Here is a 13,417-nt window from a genome sequence, read left to right as displayed (position 1 = left end):
GAGGCGGCGTTGCCAGGCTGGGGTCATGGAACGCGAGGCGACGGGCGACGGCGGTGACGTCCGCGTCGGCGTCATCGGAGGTTCGGGACTCTACGAGCTCATCTCGGATCCCCGCACGGTAGAGGTGCCCACCCCCTTCGGGTCGCCATCATCGCCGATCACGCTCGGCGAGTTCGGCGGGCGCCGCGTGGCCTTCCTGGCGCGGCACGGCCGGGGACACGGCATCCCTCCCCATCGCGTTCCCTACCGCGCCAATCTGTGGGCGCTGGCGTCGATCGGCGTACGGGCCGTGATCGCGTCGTCGGCGGTGGGGAGCATCACTCCGGACCTCCCGGCGGACACCTTCGTCGTCCCCGACCAGCTGATCGATCGCACGCGCGAGCGCGCCGACACCTACTTCGACGATGCGGACGTGCAGCACCTCGGCTTCGCCGACCCCTTCGACCCTGCCCTGCGCGCGGCGCTGTGCGATGCCCTCGCCGCCCGCGGTGAGCGCTTCTCCCCCGTCGGCACGACGCTGGTGATCCCCGGGCCGCGGTTCTCCACCCGTGCGGAGTCGCGCGGATGGAGGCTGCTCGGGGCCGACATCCTCAACATGACCCAGTATCCGGAGGCCGCGCTCGCCGCCGAGCTCGGCGTCGCGTACGCGAGCCTCTCGTTCGTCACGGATGCCGACGTCGGGCACGAGCCCGACGACGAGGCCGTGACTGCGGATGCGGTGTTCGCGCGGCTGACGGCCGCGCGGGACCGCATCACGGGCGCCATCGCCGACGCCGTCGCCGCCCTTCCCGCCGAGCCGACGGTGCGGCCGCTGGTGGATCCGGCCGCCTCCGCCCGCGTGCTCGCGCTCCCGGTCGAGGCATGACCGGCACGCTCCTCGTCACGGGCGGTGCGGGCTTCATCGGCTCGCACGTCGTCGACCTCGCCCTCACGGAAGGGTGGCGCGTGAGGGTGCTCGACAGCCTGCGGGAAGACGTCCACGCCCTGGCGCCCGAGGTCCGCGACGATGTCGAGCTGATCCGGGGCGATGTCGAGGATCCGGATGCCGCGTCCCGCGCGCTTCGCGACGTCGACGTCGTGTGCCACCAGGCGGCGAAGGTGGGCCTCGGCGTGGATCTGGACGACGCCCCCGACTACGTGCGCTCCAACGACCTCGGTACGGCCGTGCTGCTGTCGCAGATGGCCCGCTCCGGTGTGGGAAGGCTCGTCCTGGCGTCGTCGATGGTCGTGTACGGCGAGGGCCGGTACCGCGACGCGCAGGGTGTGATCGCCGCACCGCCCCGCGGTATCGACGACCTCGAGGCCGGCCGGTTCGAGCCGAGGTCGCCGCGCACCGGCGAACCGCTCGTCCCCGAGCTCATCGACGAGGATGCGCCGCTCGATCCCCGCAACGTCTACGCGGCATCCAAGATCGCGCAGGAGCACCTGGCGCGAGTGTGGGCGCGCGAGACCGGAGGGCGCGCGGCGCTCCTGCGGTATCACAACGTCTACGGACCGGGGATGCCGCAGGCGACGCCGTACGCGGGCGTGGCCTCGATCTTCCGCTCGGCCCTCGAGGCCGGGCGCGCGCCGATCGTGCTCGAGGACGGCGGGCAGCGACGCGACTTCGTGCACGTCGGCGACGTCGCGGCGGCGAACCTCGCCGCCGCGGCGTGGACCGCGGACACGGACCCCGGCACCGCGCGCGCGTTCAACGTGGCCAGCGGCGAGGTGCACACGGTCGGCGAGATGGCCGCCGCCCTCGCCGACGCCTTCGGCGGTCCCGCGCCGGTGATCGCGGGCGGCTACCGGCGCGGCGACGTGCGCCACATCACCGCCTCCTCCCAGCGACTGCGCGACGAGCTCGGATGGCGCCCGAAGGTCGCCTTCGCCGACGGCATGCGGGAGTTCGCCGCCGCTCCCCTGCGCCCCCCGGCGGGACGATGACCGCGCCCATTCCGGTCGCGACGTCGCCCGACCGCGTGCGCCACCGAGCGGCGGTCGTCGGCCTCACGGTGACGCTGGTGCTCATCGCGGCGGCGATCGCCCTCCCGCTGCTCACGGGCTGGGAAGTGCGAGCGGGCAAACTCGCGCCGCTGCACTCGATCTTCGTCGCTCGCGTCGGGCCGGGAACGCCGTTCGCGATCCTCCTCGCGGTCCTCGGAGTGATCTACGCGCCGCGGGTGGTGCAGTGGCCGTGGCGTCGGCTGTTGGCCGTCGTATACGGCTACGGCGTGGCATGGATGGTCGCTCTCGCCACCGTCTACGGGGTCGAGGGTCTCGGCGGCATCCTGGACAACCGCACCGAGTACCTGGGCACCGCGCGAGCGGTGACCGACTTCGCCGAGACGCTGCGCATCTACATCGACCACATCCCGATCGACAGCCCCGACAACTGGCCCGTGCACATCGCGGGGCACCCACCGGGCGCCCTGCTCTTCTTCGTCGTGCTGGTGCGGCTCGGGCTCGGCAGCGCGCTCGCGTCCGGCATCGTCATCACCCTGATCGCCGGGACGACCGCGCTGGCGGTGATGTCGACCGCGCGCCGATTCGGTGCGGAGGACCTCGCCCGCCGCGCCGCGCCTTTCCTCACGATCGGCCCCGCAGCGCTGTGGATGTGCGTCTCGGCCGACGCGATGTTCGCCGCGGTCGCCGCTTGGGCGACGTTCCTGCTCGCCGTGGCGGCGACATCCACTCGCCTCTGGGTGCAGATCGCCGCCGGCCTCGGCTCCGGGGTCCTCTACGGATCGTGCGTCATGATGTCGTACGGCCTCCCGCTCCTGGGGATCCTCGCGATCACCGTGCTGATCCTGGGGCGGTCCTGGCGGCCGTTCCCGTTCGCCGTCGCGGGTGCGGTCGCCGTGGTGGGGGCGTTCGCCGTCGCGGGATTCGCGTGGTGGGAGGCGCTGCCCGTGCTGAGCGAGCGCTACTGGGACGGCATCGCGAGCGACAGGCCGGGCGCGTACTGGACGTGGGCGAATCTCGCGGCCGTCGCCATCAGCGCGGGCCCTCTCGTCGGTGCAGGGATCGCGGTGGCGGTGGTCGAGGTCGTGCGGCGCGATGACGCCGGGCGCGCCGCCGCGCGGCGCGTGGCCTGGCTCGCGCTGGCGGGCGTCGGGATGTGCATCGCGGCGACGCTGTCGCAGATGAGTCGCGCCGAGGTGGAGCGGATCTGGCTGCCGTTCGTCCCGTGGATGCTGCTGGGCACCGCGCTCCTGCCAGAACGGTGGCGGCGCGCCGGACTCGTCGGCCAGGCCGCCTTCGCGATCGTCGTGCAGACGCTCTTCTACACGAGGTGGTGACCGGGCGCGCCGGCCTCGGTCGCAATGGCCGGGGCTGACTCGGTCGGTGCCGAGGCACGGGTGCGGGTGAAGAGCAGGTAGCCGATCATCCAGAACTCGCCGATGGTGGCCACCAAGGGAAGGGCCTCGGCGACCGGCGCGAGGTCCGGCGCGAGCAGCAGCAGGAAGGCGCTCGCGACGTACGCCGCGCCCCCGACGATGAGCGTCCAGCCGAGCACTCGCACCCACCCGGCAGAGAGCACGGCGAGGCCCATCGGGATCAGCCACAGGCCGAAGAAGAGGTTGCCCGCGCTCCACGCCGCGTCGTGGAGGCTGAACAGCAGCAGGACGGTGGCCGCAGCATCCCCTCCCGGTGCGGCTTGTTCGGCGGCCCCGAAGACGATGGCGACGGCGACCCCCCAGAGGGTGGTGGCGAAGAGGATGGCGACGGCGTTGACGAGCCCGAATGCGGCGATCGCGACGGCGGCCATCGGCCGCGCCTCGCGGAAAAGGGCGTAGAACGACACGGCGAGGACGGCCTGCACCAGGACAACCCCGAGTTCGAGAGCGACCCCCCACCGTGCGAGCGTCTCATCGGCGGCGAGGTTGTCGAGCGTCGCGCTCGCGTCGCCGACGACGATCAGCTGCGAGCGGATCACGAGGTAGGACAGCAGTCCGGTCACCGCCAGGAGGACGTAGAGCAGGCCGGTGACTCGGCGTGTGGTGAGGAACGAACGCATGGCACGACTCCGATTATGTAAAGGATTCTTTACATCGGAGGCTAGACCCGTGGCCAATCGCGTGTCAAGAATTCTTTACCTCTTGGATGCCGGTGGCCCTGGCAAATGCCTGGAAATCGCGCTCATGCGACGCGGCACCGTAGACCGACGCGTAGCGTCGCGCACATGCGCAACACACGGAGAGGAACCGGATCCACGTTCGCCATGGTGGTCAGCGCGCTGGCTGTCTGCCTGCTCACCGCGACGGGATGCGGTTCATCAGAGGAGCAATCGCCCCGCTTCGAGGGCGACCCCGATGTCTACCGTTACTCCGCGGGAGACGGGGTGAACATCGAAGGCGTGGGCCCGCTCGCCGTGCGCAACGTCCTGGTCGTCGCGAACGAAGAAGGCACCGAGGGCAATCTCGTGGCCGCGATCGTCAACGAGTCCGACGCGGATCAGGTCCTCACGATCGAGGTCGGAGAAGGGAGCTCCCCGCAACTCACGATCGACATTCCCGCCGGCGAGACGATCAGCTACGGCGACAGCGACAGCCTCGCGGATGCGCCGCTGATCGAGGATCTCGGCGCGATCCCGGGCTCGACGGTCGCTATGACGTTCCAGTCAGGCGATGCCGACCCCGTCACCGAGCAGGTCCCGGTGCTGGGCGACTGCCTCCCCTATCTCGACGGCCTCGAGCCCGGCTCGACCGATCCGTGCGACGATTCCGATCGCTGAATCTCCGCAGAGTGTGAGGACTCCGTCGGTCGCTGACGCGACCTCCTCCTCGAATCACTCGTGCACATCAACCAAACGACGAAACGCCCCGCAAGGGGGCGTTCCGGCGTTTGGTGGACCTGAGGGGACTCCGTCGGTCGCTGACGCGACCTCCTCCTCGAATCACTCGTGCACATCAACCAAACGACGAAACGCCCCGCAAGGGGGCGTTCCGGCGTTTGGTGGACCTGAGGGGATTCGAACCCCTGACCTCTTCATTGCGAACGAAGCGCGCTACCAACTGCGCCACAGGCCCGTGAACCTCCGTTAGGTTATCACGCTCGCACGATCGCCCCGCACGCCACAGCGCCCGCGGAGACGGCTACGCGCCGACGGCCCGACGACTGAGCAGGTCGCGGACGTGCGCCTCGATCTCGGCGTCGTCGACAAAGCCCATGCGGGCGAAGTCCGCGCCCGCCGGGGCCGCCGCGCGGGCCACGCGGGCGGTGTCGATCGACGGCGGACGCTGCGCCTCGGCACGCTCCCGCAGGGACTCTTCGAGCGCGGCCTGTCGCAGCGACTCCTTCGCCGCCTCCGCCTCGAGCACAGCGGCTGCGCGCGAGCCCGCCGATGCGGTGAGGGGGCGCGGCAGTTCGCGCGGCTCCCACTGCCGGGAAGCCTGCTCGAGCGGAACGTCCTGCACACGCGCCTCGGCGCGCTCGGCGGGGGACGCGACACGGACGGCCGCGCGCGCCGCAACGCGGGAGAGCCGGGAGAGGACGACGCCGGATGCCGCGGCCACCGCGACCCCGCTCCACAGCCAGAGCTGCGAACCGGTCGTGACGACCTCGACGACCCCCCACCCGGCCAGGGCGATGCCGGCGACGCCGACGAGGGTGGCGATGAACCGGAACCGACGCCGGGCACGCGCCCGACGCGCCGCGGGCGCCGACCGGGCGGCGCGGATCTCGGCGCGAGCGGCGGCCTGCGCCGCCTCGACCTCCGCGCGGGCAGCGGCCTCGGCGGCGGCGCGTTCCGCGCGGGCGCGCTCGAGTTCGACCTTGGCGCGCGCTTCACTGGACTGTCGCTCCGCGCGCGCACGCTCGAGATCGACCCTCGCCTGCTCGAGCGCAGCCGACTCGCGCTGGGCGAGCGCCTGCCGCGCGAGCCGCTGCTGCGCCATCGCCGTGCGGGCGTTGAGCTCCAGGCGCACCTCGTGCGGCGTCTCACTCGTCTCGGCGAGCACCCGCAGGGCCTGGTTGAGCCGCACGGCATTGCGCTCGGCGGCGTCGAACTGCCGACGACTGTGCCACGAAGGCAGCAGATAGACCAGCCACAGGAGCACCGCGACGAGCACGATCACGCCGCCGCCCCATACCTGCCCACCCATGTCGACAACGGTAAGTGACGCGGATGCCGGGGCGCGGCATCCGGTCGCGTGTCGCCCTATGCGTGCAGGCGATCCGCCGGCGGCACCGTCGCGGCCTCGCGCGGTGCGCGCCCTTCCGCCCAGCGGCGCAGCACGCCTTCGGGGACCTCCTCGCGGACGAGCGCGAAGGCGTAGTGGTCGCGCCAGTCGCCGTCGATGTGGATGTACCGTCGGCGAAGCCCCTCGTAGCGGAAGCCGAGCTTCTCGACGACGCGCAGGCTCGCCGCGTTCTCGGGGCGGATGCAGATCTCCATGCGGTGGAGGCGGAGATCGGTGAAGCATACGTCCGTCGCGAGGGCGACGGCGGTGGGCGTGATGCCCCGGCCGGCGAAGCGCTTGGCAACCCAGTAACCGATCGTCGCCGACGCCAGCGAGCCGCGCGCGATCCCCCACACGTTGAGCTGACCCGCGATCTCGCCGTCGTGCTCCATGACGAACGGCACCCCCGTGCCGTCGCGATACTGCTGGAGAAGGCGCCGGATGCCGAGCCGCATGTCGAACGAGACCGGTCCGTCGGGCGACGTGGCCTCCCACGGACGCAGCCAGTCGCGGTTCGAGAGGAGCTCGCTCTGGAGAACCCGCGCGTCTCGCGGACGCACGAGACGGATGGACACCGGCCCGTGGCGACGAGGAGTCGTCAGGTCCACGCGACCACCCCCTCCAACGGGCGGCGTCAGAGATTCGCCGCGAACTCCTTGAACCACGGCCGCAGCTCGGGGCCGAGATCGTCGCGATCGGCGGCGAGCTGGACGATGGCCTTGATGTAGTCCACCCTATCGCCGGTGTCGTATCGGCGGCCGTTGAACACGACCCCGTACACGCCGGGTCCGTCGGGATCGGCGGCGAGCTCCTGGAGCGCGTCGGTGAGCTGGATCTCGCCGCCCTTGCCGGGCTTGGTCCGCTCGAGGATCTCGAACACCTCGGGCGTGAGGATGTACCGGCCGATCACGGCGAGATTGGAGGGGGCATCCTCCTTCTTCGGCTTCTCGACCAGGCCGGTCACCCGGACGATGCCGTCGGCACCGGTCTCCTCGACCGCGGCGGCACCATACAGGTGGATGTGGTCGGGATCGACCTCGAGAAGTGCCACGACGGTCGCGCCCGTGCGCTCGTGCTCGGCGATCATCGTCGTCAGGAGCGGGTCGCGGTCGTCGATGAGGTCATCGCCGAGCATGACGGCGAACGACGAGTCCCCGACGTGGGCCTTCGCCCGCAGCACCGCGTGTCCGAGACCCTTCGGCTCGCCCTGACGCACGAAGTGAATGTCGGCGAGGTCGCTCGAGGCCACGACGCGGCGCAGCCGGTCGTCGTCGCCCTTGTCCTTGAGCTTCTCCTCCAGCTCCGGCACGGAGTCGAAGTGGTTCGAGATCGCGTTCTTGTTGCGCCCGATGATGACCAGGATGTCGTCGATGCCCGCCTGCGCCGCCTCTTCGACGACGTACTGGATGGCCGGCTTGTCGACGACCGGCAGCATCTCCTTCGGCATGGCCTTGGTCGCGGGCAGGAAGCGCGTGCCGAGACCGGCGGCGGGGATCACGGCCTTCATGGGGGTGTGGGGCATGCCTGGCATTCTAAGGTGCGCGTGACGGCCCGCCACGCGCGTTGACACACGCGACGCGCGACCGATAAGCGCACGAAACATCCCGGGCTCCGCGCGCCGCCTACAATCGAGGGCATGTCCGACGCGATCGCCGATGCGAAGCGCGCGCTGCGCGCCGAGCTCCGCGAGCGACGCCAGCTCCTCACGCCCCACCAGCGGGAGGCCGCGGAACAGGGCATCGGCGAGCAGCTCGACGCCCTCGTCGACCGGCTCGGCGCGACCTCGATGTCGTGCTTCCTCTCGACCACGACCGAGCCGGGAACACGCGCGTTCGTCGCCGCCGCGGTGGACCGCGGCATCCGGGTTCTCCTCCCGGTCACCCGCAGCGACGGGCTCCTGGACTGGTCGGTGGCCACGCGCGACCTCGACATCGCCGAGGGCATGTTCGGACTCCCCGAACCCGTGGGCGAGCTGATCGGCCCCATCGCCGTCAACGACGTCGACCTCCTCGTGATCCCCGCCGCCGCCGTCGACCGGCACGGCATGCGGCTCGGATGGGGGCGAGGCTACTTCGACAAGACGATCGGGTCGATGGACCGCTGTCCGCCCGTGTACGCGGTCGTGTTCGACTCCGAGGTCCTCGACGAGGTGCCCAGCGACGTGCACGACCAGTCCGTGACGGGCGTCGTCACCCCCACACAGACCCTTGACCTCGCGCCCGCCCGGCGCTGACCCACCGAGAGATCCATGCCGACCTACGCCTACGCCTGCAAGCAGTGCGGCCACCGCTTCGACGCGGTCCAGTCCTTCGCAGATCCCGCCCTGACCGAATGCCCCGAGTGCGCCGGACCGCTGCGCAAGGAGTACGGCTCGATCGGCGTGACCTTCAACGGCTCGGGTTTCTACCGCACAGACTCGCGCGCCGCCGCGGGCGGTGGGTCATCGGGCGGCTCGTCCGAGGGAGGGAAGGATGCCGCGGCTGGCGGCTCGTCCTCATCTTCGACATCATCGAAGTCCGAGGCGAAGGCCTCGCCCGCGCAGACCGGGTCCTGACCGGCGGGAGCCGGCGACAGTGAGGAGCACCGCATGATCAAGGGCTTCAAGGAGTTCATCCTCCGCGGCAACGTCATCGACCTGGCGGTCGCCGTGGTCATCGGCGCCGCGTTCACGGCCGTGGTGAACGCGATCGTCGCGAGCATCATCACCCCGCTCATCGCCCTGTTCTGGAAGCCTGACGCCGAAGGCACGGTCGGCATCACCGTGAACGGGCTGTGGGGGCCGGTCACGTTCCCCATCGGCGACCTCATCAACGCCATCATCGCCTTCCTCGCGGTGGCGGTGGTCGTGTACTTCGTGTTCGTCTACCCGATGAACCGCATCAAGGAGCGCGCCGCTGCCAAGGCCGGCGTAAGCCCGGCCGACGAAGAGCCGAAGCTCCCGACCGAACAGGAGATCCTCGTCCAGATCCGCGACCTGCTCTCCGAGCGGCCGCGCGCGTAGGAAGGTACACGCCGCGGCGCGGCGCACTCGATCTTGACCCGGCTCGCGTCAACGCCGCTGCGCGGCATTGACCCGATGACACCAGGGAGATCTCGATACACGCCGCTGCGCGGCGCACTCGATCTTGACCCGGCTCGCGTCAACGCCGCTGCGCGGCATTGACCCGATGACACCAGGGAGATCTCGATACACGCCGCTGCGCGGCGCACTCGATCTTGACCCGGCTCGCGTCAACGCCGCTGCGCGGCATTGACCCGAGCCGCGTCAATAGTGCGGGGGGACGTCGCGCTTCAGACGGTCGTCGTTCGGTCCGGGCGCGCCTCCCGAGGCGTCGGCGGGGGCATCCGTCGCCTCCTCGTCAGCCGGTACCGGCTCCGCGCTCGTCCCCGGAGCGGGCGTGAGCTTCACCCGCCGCGAGCCGGGTACCCGCTCGATCCGCTGGCGGTCAGCCGGCATCGATCGGCTGCGTGTCGGCCTCAACCCGAGGAGTCTCGGGCGGTACGCCGAGCATCCTCGCGATGCGCTCGGCGACGCCTGCCGGATCGCTGTAGAGGTCGAACGAGTGGACCCGTACGTAGTGCCAGCCGAGACGACGCAGGATCTGCGGGCGCAGTCGCAGGGATTCGCGCAGGGACTCCCCGATCGTCTCGGGGTCGCTCTCGACGACGACCGCTTTGCCGCCGTACTGCGCGACGAGCGGCAGCAGTCCGCGGTAGTGCACGTCGACCGAGAGACCCAGGCGCCGCAGCTCGCGTGCGAGCGCCAGCGTGAGCGGGTCGGCGAGGTCCTCGAGTCGGGCGTCGCGCGCACGGGCGGCGATGTTGCCGAGGATCGACATGAGGGTCGCCGCGCCGTGCTCGAGTCGCCCGTCGTCGAACGCGGACGGCCGGATCGACGACACGATCACCATCGATCGGCGGGCGCGCGTCATCCCGACCGTGAGCAGGCGCTCGCCGTCGGGCGTGGAGAGGTCTCCGAAGTCGCTCAGCACGCGCCCGTGCTTGGTGAGCCCGAACCCGAGCGAGAAGATCACGCGGTCGCGGCTCTCGGCGACCGACTCCTCGAGGGTGAGCACGGCGAACGGCTCGGCGGTGTCGCGCGAGACGAAGTCGGCGACGTCGGAGCGTCCGGCGAACGCCGCCCCGACGGCCGCGCGGATGCGCTCGGCGTGCCGCGTGCTGGCCGTGACGACCATGAGCGACTCGGTCCCGCGGTTGACCGCGTGCTCGACGACGAGCGTCACGACGCGCTGTACCTCGGCGTCGGGGCTCTCGACCGCGCCCGTCACCGGGTCTGGGGTTCCCGTGCCGCCCTCGACGTAGTCCACGCCGAGGCTGCCGCGGCCGAGGTACGACCCTGCCCACGGGAGGGAGACGAGTTCGCCGCCGTAGAACGCATCGTTGACGAGTTCGGCGAGGTCCTCGCCGCCCGCGCGGTAGCTGCGAGTGAGGGTCTCGACGGGCAGCAGCTCGGCGAGGCGCTCGAACACGCTCACCGAGTCGAACGGGATCTCGGGCTCGGGTTCGTCGCCGGGGATTCCGGCCGCGACCCGGAACGGGGTCGGCTTCTGCGTGACCGGATCGCCGAAGACGACCACCTGACGCCCTCGGCGGAGCGCCGGTGCGGCCTCCGCGAGGCACAGAGCCGCGGCATCCGCGATCACGACCACGTCGAACATCGGCGACGCGGGCAGCAGTGGCACGTCGTAGGGCGAGGCGAGCCACACCGGCGCGAGGGTCTTCGAGAGCGTCGGTGCGATCTCGGCGAACCGCGTCGCGGTGAGCTCACCGTTCTTGAGCGCGAGCTTGAGCGCGGCGGCCTCGTCGGCTTCGTCGACGATACCGATGCGCCACTGCGTCGCGAGCTGGGATGCCAGCAGCGGGCCGGATGCCGCGGCGTGCGCCTCGTCGACAAGACGGAAGTCGCGCTCGAGGCGGTCGACGACCGCGGTGTTCGCGCCGAGCACGGCGCGGTCGGTGCGCAGCAGCAGCTCGAGCGCCGACTGCCACCAGGCGAACTCGAGCTCGTCGGCGACGCGGTCCTCGGGCACGTGGCGCACCGACAGCTCGGTGAGCAGCGGCTCGAGTCCGAGTGCGGCGAGTTCGGTGCGCAGGGTCGCGCGCTCCTTGAGGTTGTCGAAGACGTCGGAGTCGGCCGCGAGACCCGCGAGGGTGCGGACGAGCTGCTTCACCGGGAGCGTCTCCAGACGGTCCGCGCCGGTGCGGCCGAGGATCGCGTCGAGTTCGGCGAGCTCGGCTTCGACGCGCGACAGGGCCACGTGCACGTCGGACAGCCCGATCGGCACTTCGGGCGTGACGCCGGCATCGACGAACCGCTGCCACTCCGTGCGCTGCTGCTGGATGCGCACGAGCGCCTCATACATGTCGGGAACGTGCACGCCGGGGCGCACGTACTCGCGGGACAGGCGACGCAGCCGGCGGCGGTTCGGGGCGCTCATGTTCGGCGAGTCCCGCCGCGAGCCGTGGGCCTGGATCAGCTCGCCGAGCGGCCGTTCGAACACCGTGAGGCTGAACTTGTCGAGCGAGTCGCGGATGCCCTGCAGCAGGCGCAGGTACACGCCCAGCTCGGCGATCGTGTGGAACGGGCGCATACGCGTCTGGGCGATGAGCTCGTATCCGCGCTCGAGGAGGTTCGGAACGTCGCTGCGATGGAGCTTGCCCGCGAGCGCGTGCGCCGCGCGGGCCTCCTCGGTGGTCGCGAAAGAGACGCCGTACCAGGGCGAGTCATCGGGTCCGAAGCGGAACTCTCCGAGCCGGGCGGCCGCCGCGAGCTTCGCCGCCGCCTCGGGGCGGGTGTCGGCGAGTCGCTCGAGCGTGACGGCTCCGAACCGGGCGGCCGTGGACGGCGGCGTCGGGCTGCCGGCGAGGGTGGCGAGCGCCCGCAGGATCTCCAGTACCGACACCCCGAGGGATGGATGCTTCGCCGTGACCGCTCCGCGATAGTCCCGCAGCACGCCCCGCAGTCGCACCAGCGCGTCGTCGATCTCGGCGACCTTGGGCTTCTCGGCCTTCTCGTTGCGGCCGATCGCGCGGATGAGGTCGGCGCGCAGACGCCGCGGCGAGACCGCGAGGCCCGCGAGCCCGATCCCGGCCAGGCGGTGGCGGATGCCGTCGATCGTCGAGCTGCGGGCGCTCACGACGAGCACGCGCTTGCCGTCGCGCACGAGGGCGCCGACCGCGTTGATGACCGTCTGGGTGCCGCCGGTCCCGGGGAGGGTGTGCACCGCGAGAGACTGGCCCGCGGCGATGCGGGCGAGGACGCGCTCCTGCTCGGAGTCGGCGTCGAGGAGGAGGGTGTCGGAGGCGGGCGGCCGCTCGTCCGGGCTCGCCGGCTCGACCGGCTCGCGCCGGGCGGTCAGCGTCTCGCGATCGGCCGGGTGCCCCGCGAGCGCGTTGAGCACCGGGTGGTCGAGGTCGGCGGCGTCGCGCGACATGCCGGTGGCGACATCGGCGAAGCTCGACACCAGGAGGCGCGGCTTGACGGTGTAGGACTCGATCCACGAGGTGAGCGCGCGGAGATGGTCGATGACGGGCTGCGGCTTGAAGACGCCGCCCTCGTAAGCGAGTGCAGCCAGCCCGGCGCCGTCCAGCTCGATCGAGAAGTGCGCCAGCATCGCACGCACGAGCTCGGGATTGACGATGAACGAGCCGTGGAGTTTGAGCTCGAAGTCGGAGTGGTGCCGCCGGATGGCGAGCGGACGCAGCAGCACCGGCGCGGAGCACTCGAGCCCGCCGATGCGCCACTGCGCGAGACCGACGGCGAGGTGGACGGACTCGATCCCGCGGGTGGTGCGCAGCTCGACGTTCTTCGCGGTGATCCGCTCGGCCGCCAGGCGCGCGTTGCGCAGCGCGACCTCGTCGCGGAAGAGATTCGACAGCAGCGTCGAGCGGCCGGTGAGGAACTGCGGGAGGCTTCCCGGATGCGCCTTGGTGATCTCAATGGATGCGTCCAGCGCGTCGGTGAAGTGGAGGAGGGTCGACCGTCCTCCGAGCTCGGCGGCCTCCTGGCGCAGTCGCTCCCGCTCGGGATCGGCGATGTGGGCCACGACGACATCGGGTTCGGCGAGCCCGAGGTCGCTCGGCGTCACGGCGCCGTCGTACACCGCGTCACCTGCGCCGGCCACGACGCTGCCCTCTGCTCGCCACACACGAGCCACACTAGGCGTCGTTCTTCCGCCGCTCTTGCAGCGGGGCCGAGTTTCGCGGTATTGGGACACGCCGGGTGATCAGCC

General features: G+C 71.3%; 13 protein-coding genes and 1 tRNA gene. 7 read left to right on the top strand and 7 right to left on the bottom strand.

Translation table 11 applies throughout. From position 1 onward, the window contains the following. The first annotated feature begins 25 nt into the window (after nucleotides 1-25). The 3 genes from ACFQ0P_RS11430 to ACFQ0P_RS11420 are packed head-to-tail and all read left to right on the top strand — an operon-like array spanning nucleotide 26 to nucleotide 3,281. Nucleotides 26-865 carry an MTAP family purine nucleoside phosphorylase gene (locus tag ACFQ0P_RS11430; RefSeq protein ID WP_204978823.1) on the top strand — a complete coding sequence of 280 codons (840 nt, stop codon included), beginning with the start codon at nucleotides 26-28 and terminating at the stop codon, nucleotides 863-865. Next, nucleotides 862-1,926 (top strand): NAD-dependent epimerase/dehydratase family protein, encoded by a 1,065-nt coding sequence (locus ACFQ0P_RS11425; protein WP_204978822.1) that lies wholly within the window; start codon nucleotides 862-864, stop codon nucleotides 1,924-1,926. The genes ACFQ0P_RS11430 and ACFQ0P_RS11425 overlap by 4 nt, the downstream gene beginning before the upstream one ends. After that, entirely contained in the window at nucleotides 1,923-3,281 is a 1,359-nt protein-coding gene (locus tag ACFQ0P_RS11420; RefSeq protein ID WP_204978821.1) for a hypothetical protein, read from the top strand. The genes ACFQ0P_RS11425 and ACFQ0P_RS11420 overlap by 4 nt, the downstream gene beginning before the upstream one ends. Here the strand turns inward: ACFQ0P_RS11420 and ACFQ0P_RS11415 are convergent. After that, on the bottom strand, nucleotides 3,266-4,000 hold the full coding sequence (locus ACFQ0P_RS11415; protein WP_204978820.1) for a DUF4386 domain-containing protein: 735 nt from the start codon (nucleotides 3,998-4,000) through the stop codon (nucleotides 3,266-3,268). The two genes, ACFQ0P_RS11420 and ACFQ0P_RS11415, sit on opposite strands and share 16 nt — an antisense overlap. Before the next feature lie 165 nt (nucleotides 4,001-4,165). Here ACFQ0P_RS11415 and ACFQ0P_RS11410 point away from each other — a divergent pair, with 165 nt between their 5' ends. Continuing rightward, nucleotides 4,166-4,717 (top strand): DNA modification methylase, encoded by a 552-nt coding sequence (locus ACFQ0P_RS11410; protein ID WP_204978819.1) that lies wholly within the window; start codon nucleotides 4,166-4,168, stop codon nucleotides 4,715-4,717. A 219-nt stretch (nucleotides 4,718-4,936) separates the two neighbouring features. Here ACFQ0P_RS11410 and ACFQ0P_RS11405 read toward each other — a convergent pair. The 4 genes from ACFQ0P_RS11405 to galU form a co-directional block, all read right to left on the bottom strand. Beyond that, nucleotides 4,937-5,012: transfer RNA gene (locus ACFQ0P_RS11405), tRNA-Ala, on the bottom strand. A 66-nt stretch (nucleotides 5,013-5,078) separates the two neighbouring features. Then, nucleotides 5,079-6,086 (bottom strand): large exoprotein, encoded by a 1,008-nt coding sequence (locus ACFQ0P_RS11400; protein ID WP_204978818.1) that lies wholly within the window; start codon nucleotides 6,084-6,086, stop codon nucleotides 5,079-5,081. Nucleotides 6,087-6,142: 56 nt separating this feature from the next. Next, the gene (locus ACFQ0P_RS11395) at nucleotides 6,143-6,772 is read right to left on the bottom strand and encodes a GNAT family N-acetyltransferase (RefSeq protein ID WP_204978817.1); all 630 of its coding nucleotides are present in this window, start codon (nucleotides 6,770-6,772) and stop codon (nucleotides 6,143-6,145) included. A 26-nt stretch (nucleotides 6,773-6,798) separates the two neighbouring features. Beyond that, nucleotides 6,799-7,686, bottom strand: a complete 888-nt coding sequence (gene galU, locus ACFQ0P_RS11390) for a UTP--glucose-1-phosphate uridylyltransferase GalU (RefSeq protein WP_204978816.1) — start codon at nucleotides 7,684-7,686, stop codon at nucleotides 6,799-6,801. Nucleotides 7,687-7,800: 114 nt separating this feature from the next. Here galU and ACFQ0P_RS11385 point away from each other — a divergent pair, with 114 nt between their 5' ends. The 3 genes from ACFQ0P_RS11385 to mscL are packed head-to-tail and all read left to right on the top strand — an operon-like array spanning nucleotide 7,801 to nucleotide 9,165. Then, the gene (locus ACFQ0P_RS11385) at nucleotides 7,801-8,397 is read left to right on the top strand and encodes a 5-formyltetrahydrofolate cyclo-ligase (RefSeq protein WP_204978815.1); all 597 of its coding nucleotides are present in this window, start codon (nucleotides 7,801-7,803) and stop codon (nucleotides 8,395-8,397) included. Between the two features lie 15 nt (nucleotides 8,398-8,412). Beyond that, a complete protein-coding gene (locus tag ACFQ0P_RS11380; RefSeq protein ID WP_204978814.1) occupies nucleotides 8,413-8,718 on the top strand; it encodes an FmdB family zinc ribbon protein in 306 nt (101 codons plus the stop codon). A 33-nt stretch (nucleotides 8,719-8,751) separates the two neighbouring features. Continuing rightward, the gene (gene mscL, locus ACFQ0P_RS11375) at nucleotides 8,752-9,165 is read left to right on the top strand and encodes a large conductance mechanosensitive channel protein MscL (RefSeq protein ID WP_204978813.1); all 414 of its coding nucleotides are present in this window, start codon (nucleotides 8,752-8,754) and stop codon (nucleotides 9,163-9,165) included. Nucleotides 9,166-9,429: 264 nt separating this feature from the next. Here mscL and ACFQ0P_RS11370 read toward each other — a convergent pair whose 3' ends face one another. Both ACFQ0P_RS11370 and ACFQ0P_RS11365 read right to left on the bottom strand, forming a co-directional pair. Then, nucleotides 9,430-9,621 carry a hypothetical protein gene (locus ACFQ0P_RS11370; RefSeq protein WP_204978812.1) on the bottom strand — a complete coding sequence of 64 codons (192 nt, stop codon included), beginning with the start codon at nucleotides 9,619-9,621 and terminating at the stop codon, nucleotides 9,430-9,432. Further along, nucleotides 9,611-13,333 (bottom strand): AAA family ATPase, encoded by a 3,723-nt coding sequence (locus tag ACFQ0P_RS11365; RefSeq protein ID WP_378772188.1) that lies wholly within the window; start codon nucleotides 13,331-13,333, stop codon nucleotides 9,611-9,613. The genes ACFQ0P_RS11370 and ACFQ0P_RS11365 overlap by 11 nt, the downstream gene beginning before the upstream one ends. Between the last annotated feature and the right edge of the window lie 84 nt (nucleotides 13,334-13,417).

It is taken from the genome of Microbacterium insulae, assembly GCF_042677065.1.
Lineage (GTDB): Bacteria > Actinomycetota > Actinomycetes > Actinomycetales > Microbacteriaceae > Microbacterium > Microbacterium insulae.
The sequence above is the reverse complement of the archived record's forward strand: the minus strand, read 5'-3'. Positions and strand labels throughout refer to the sequence as shown.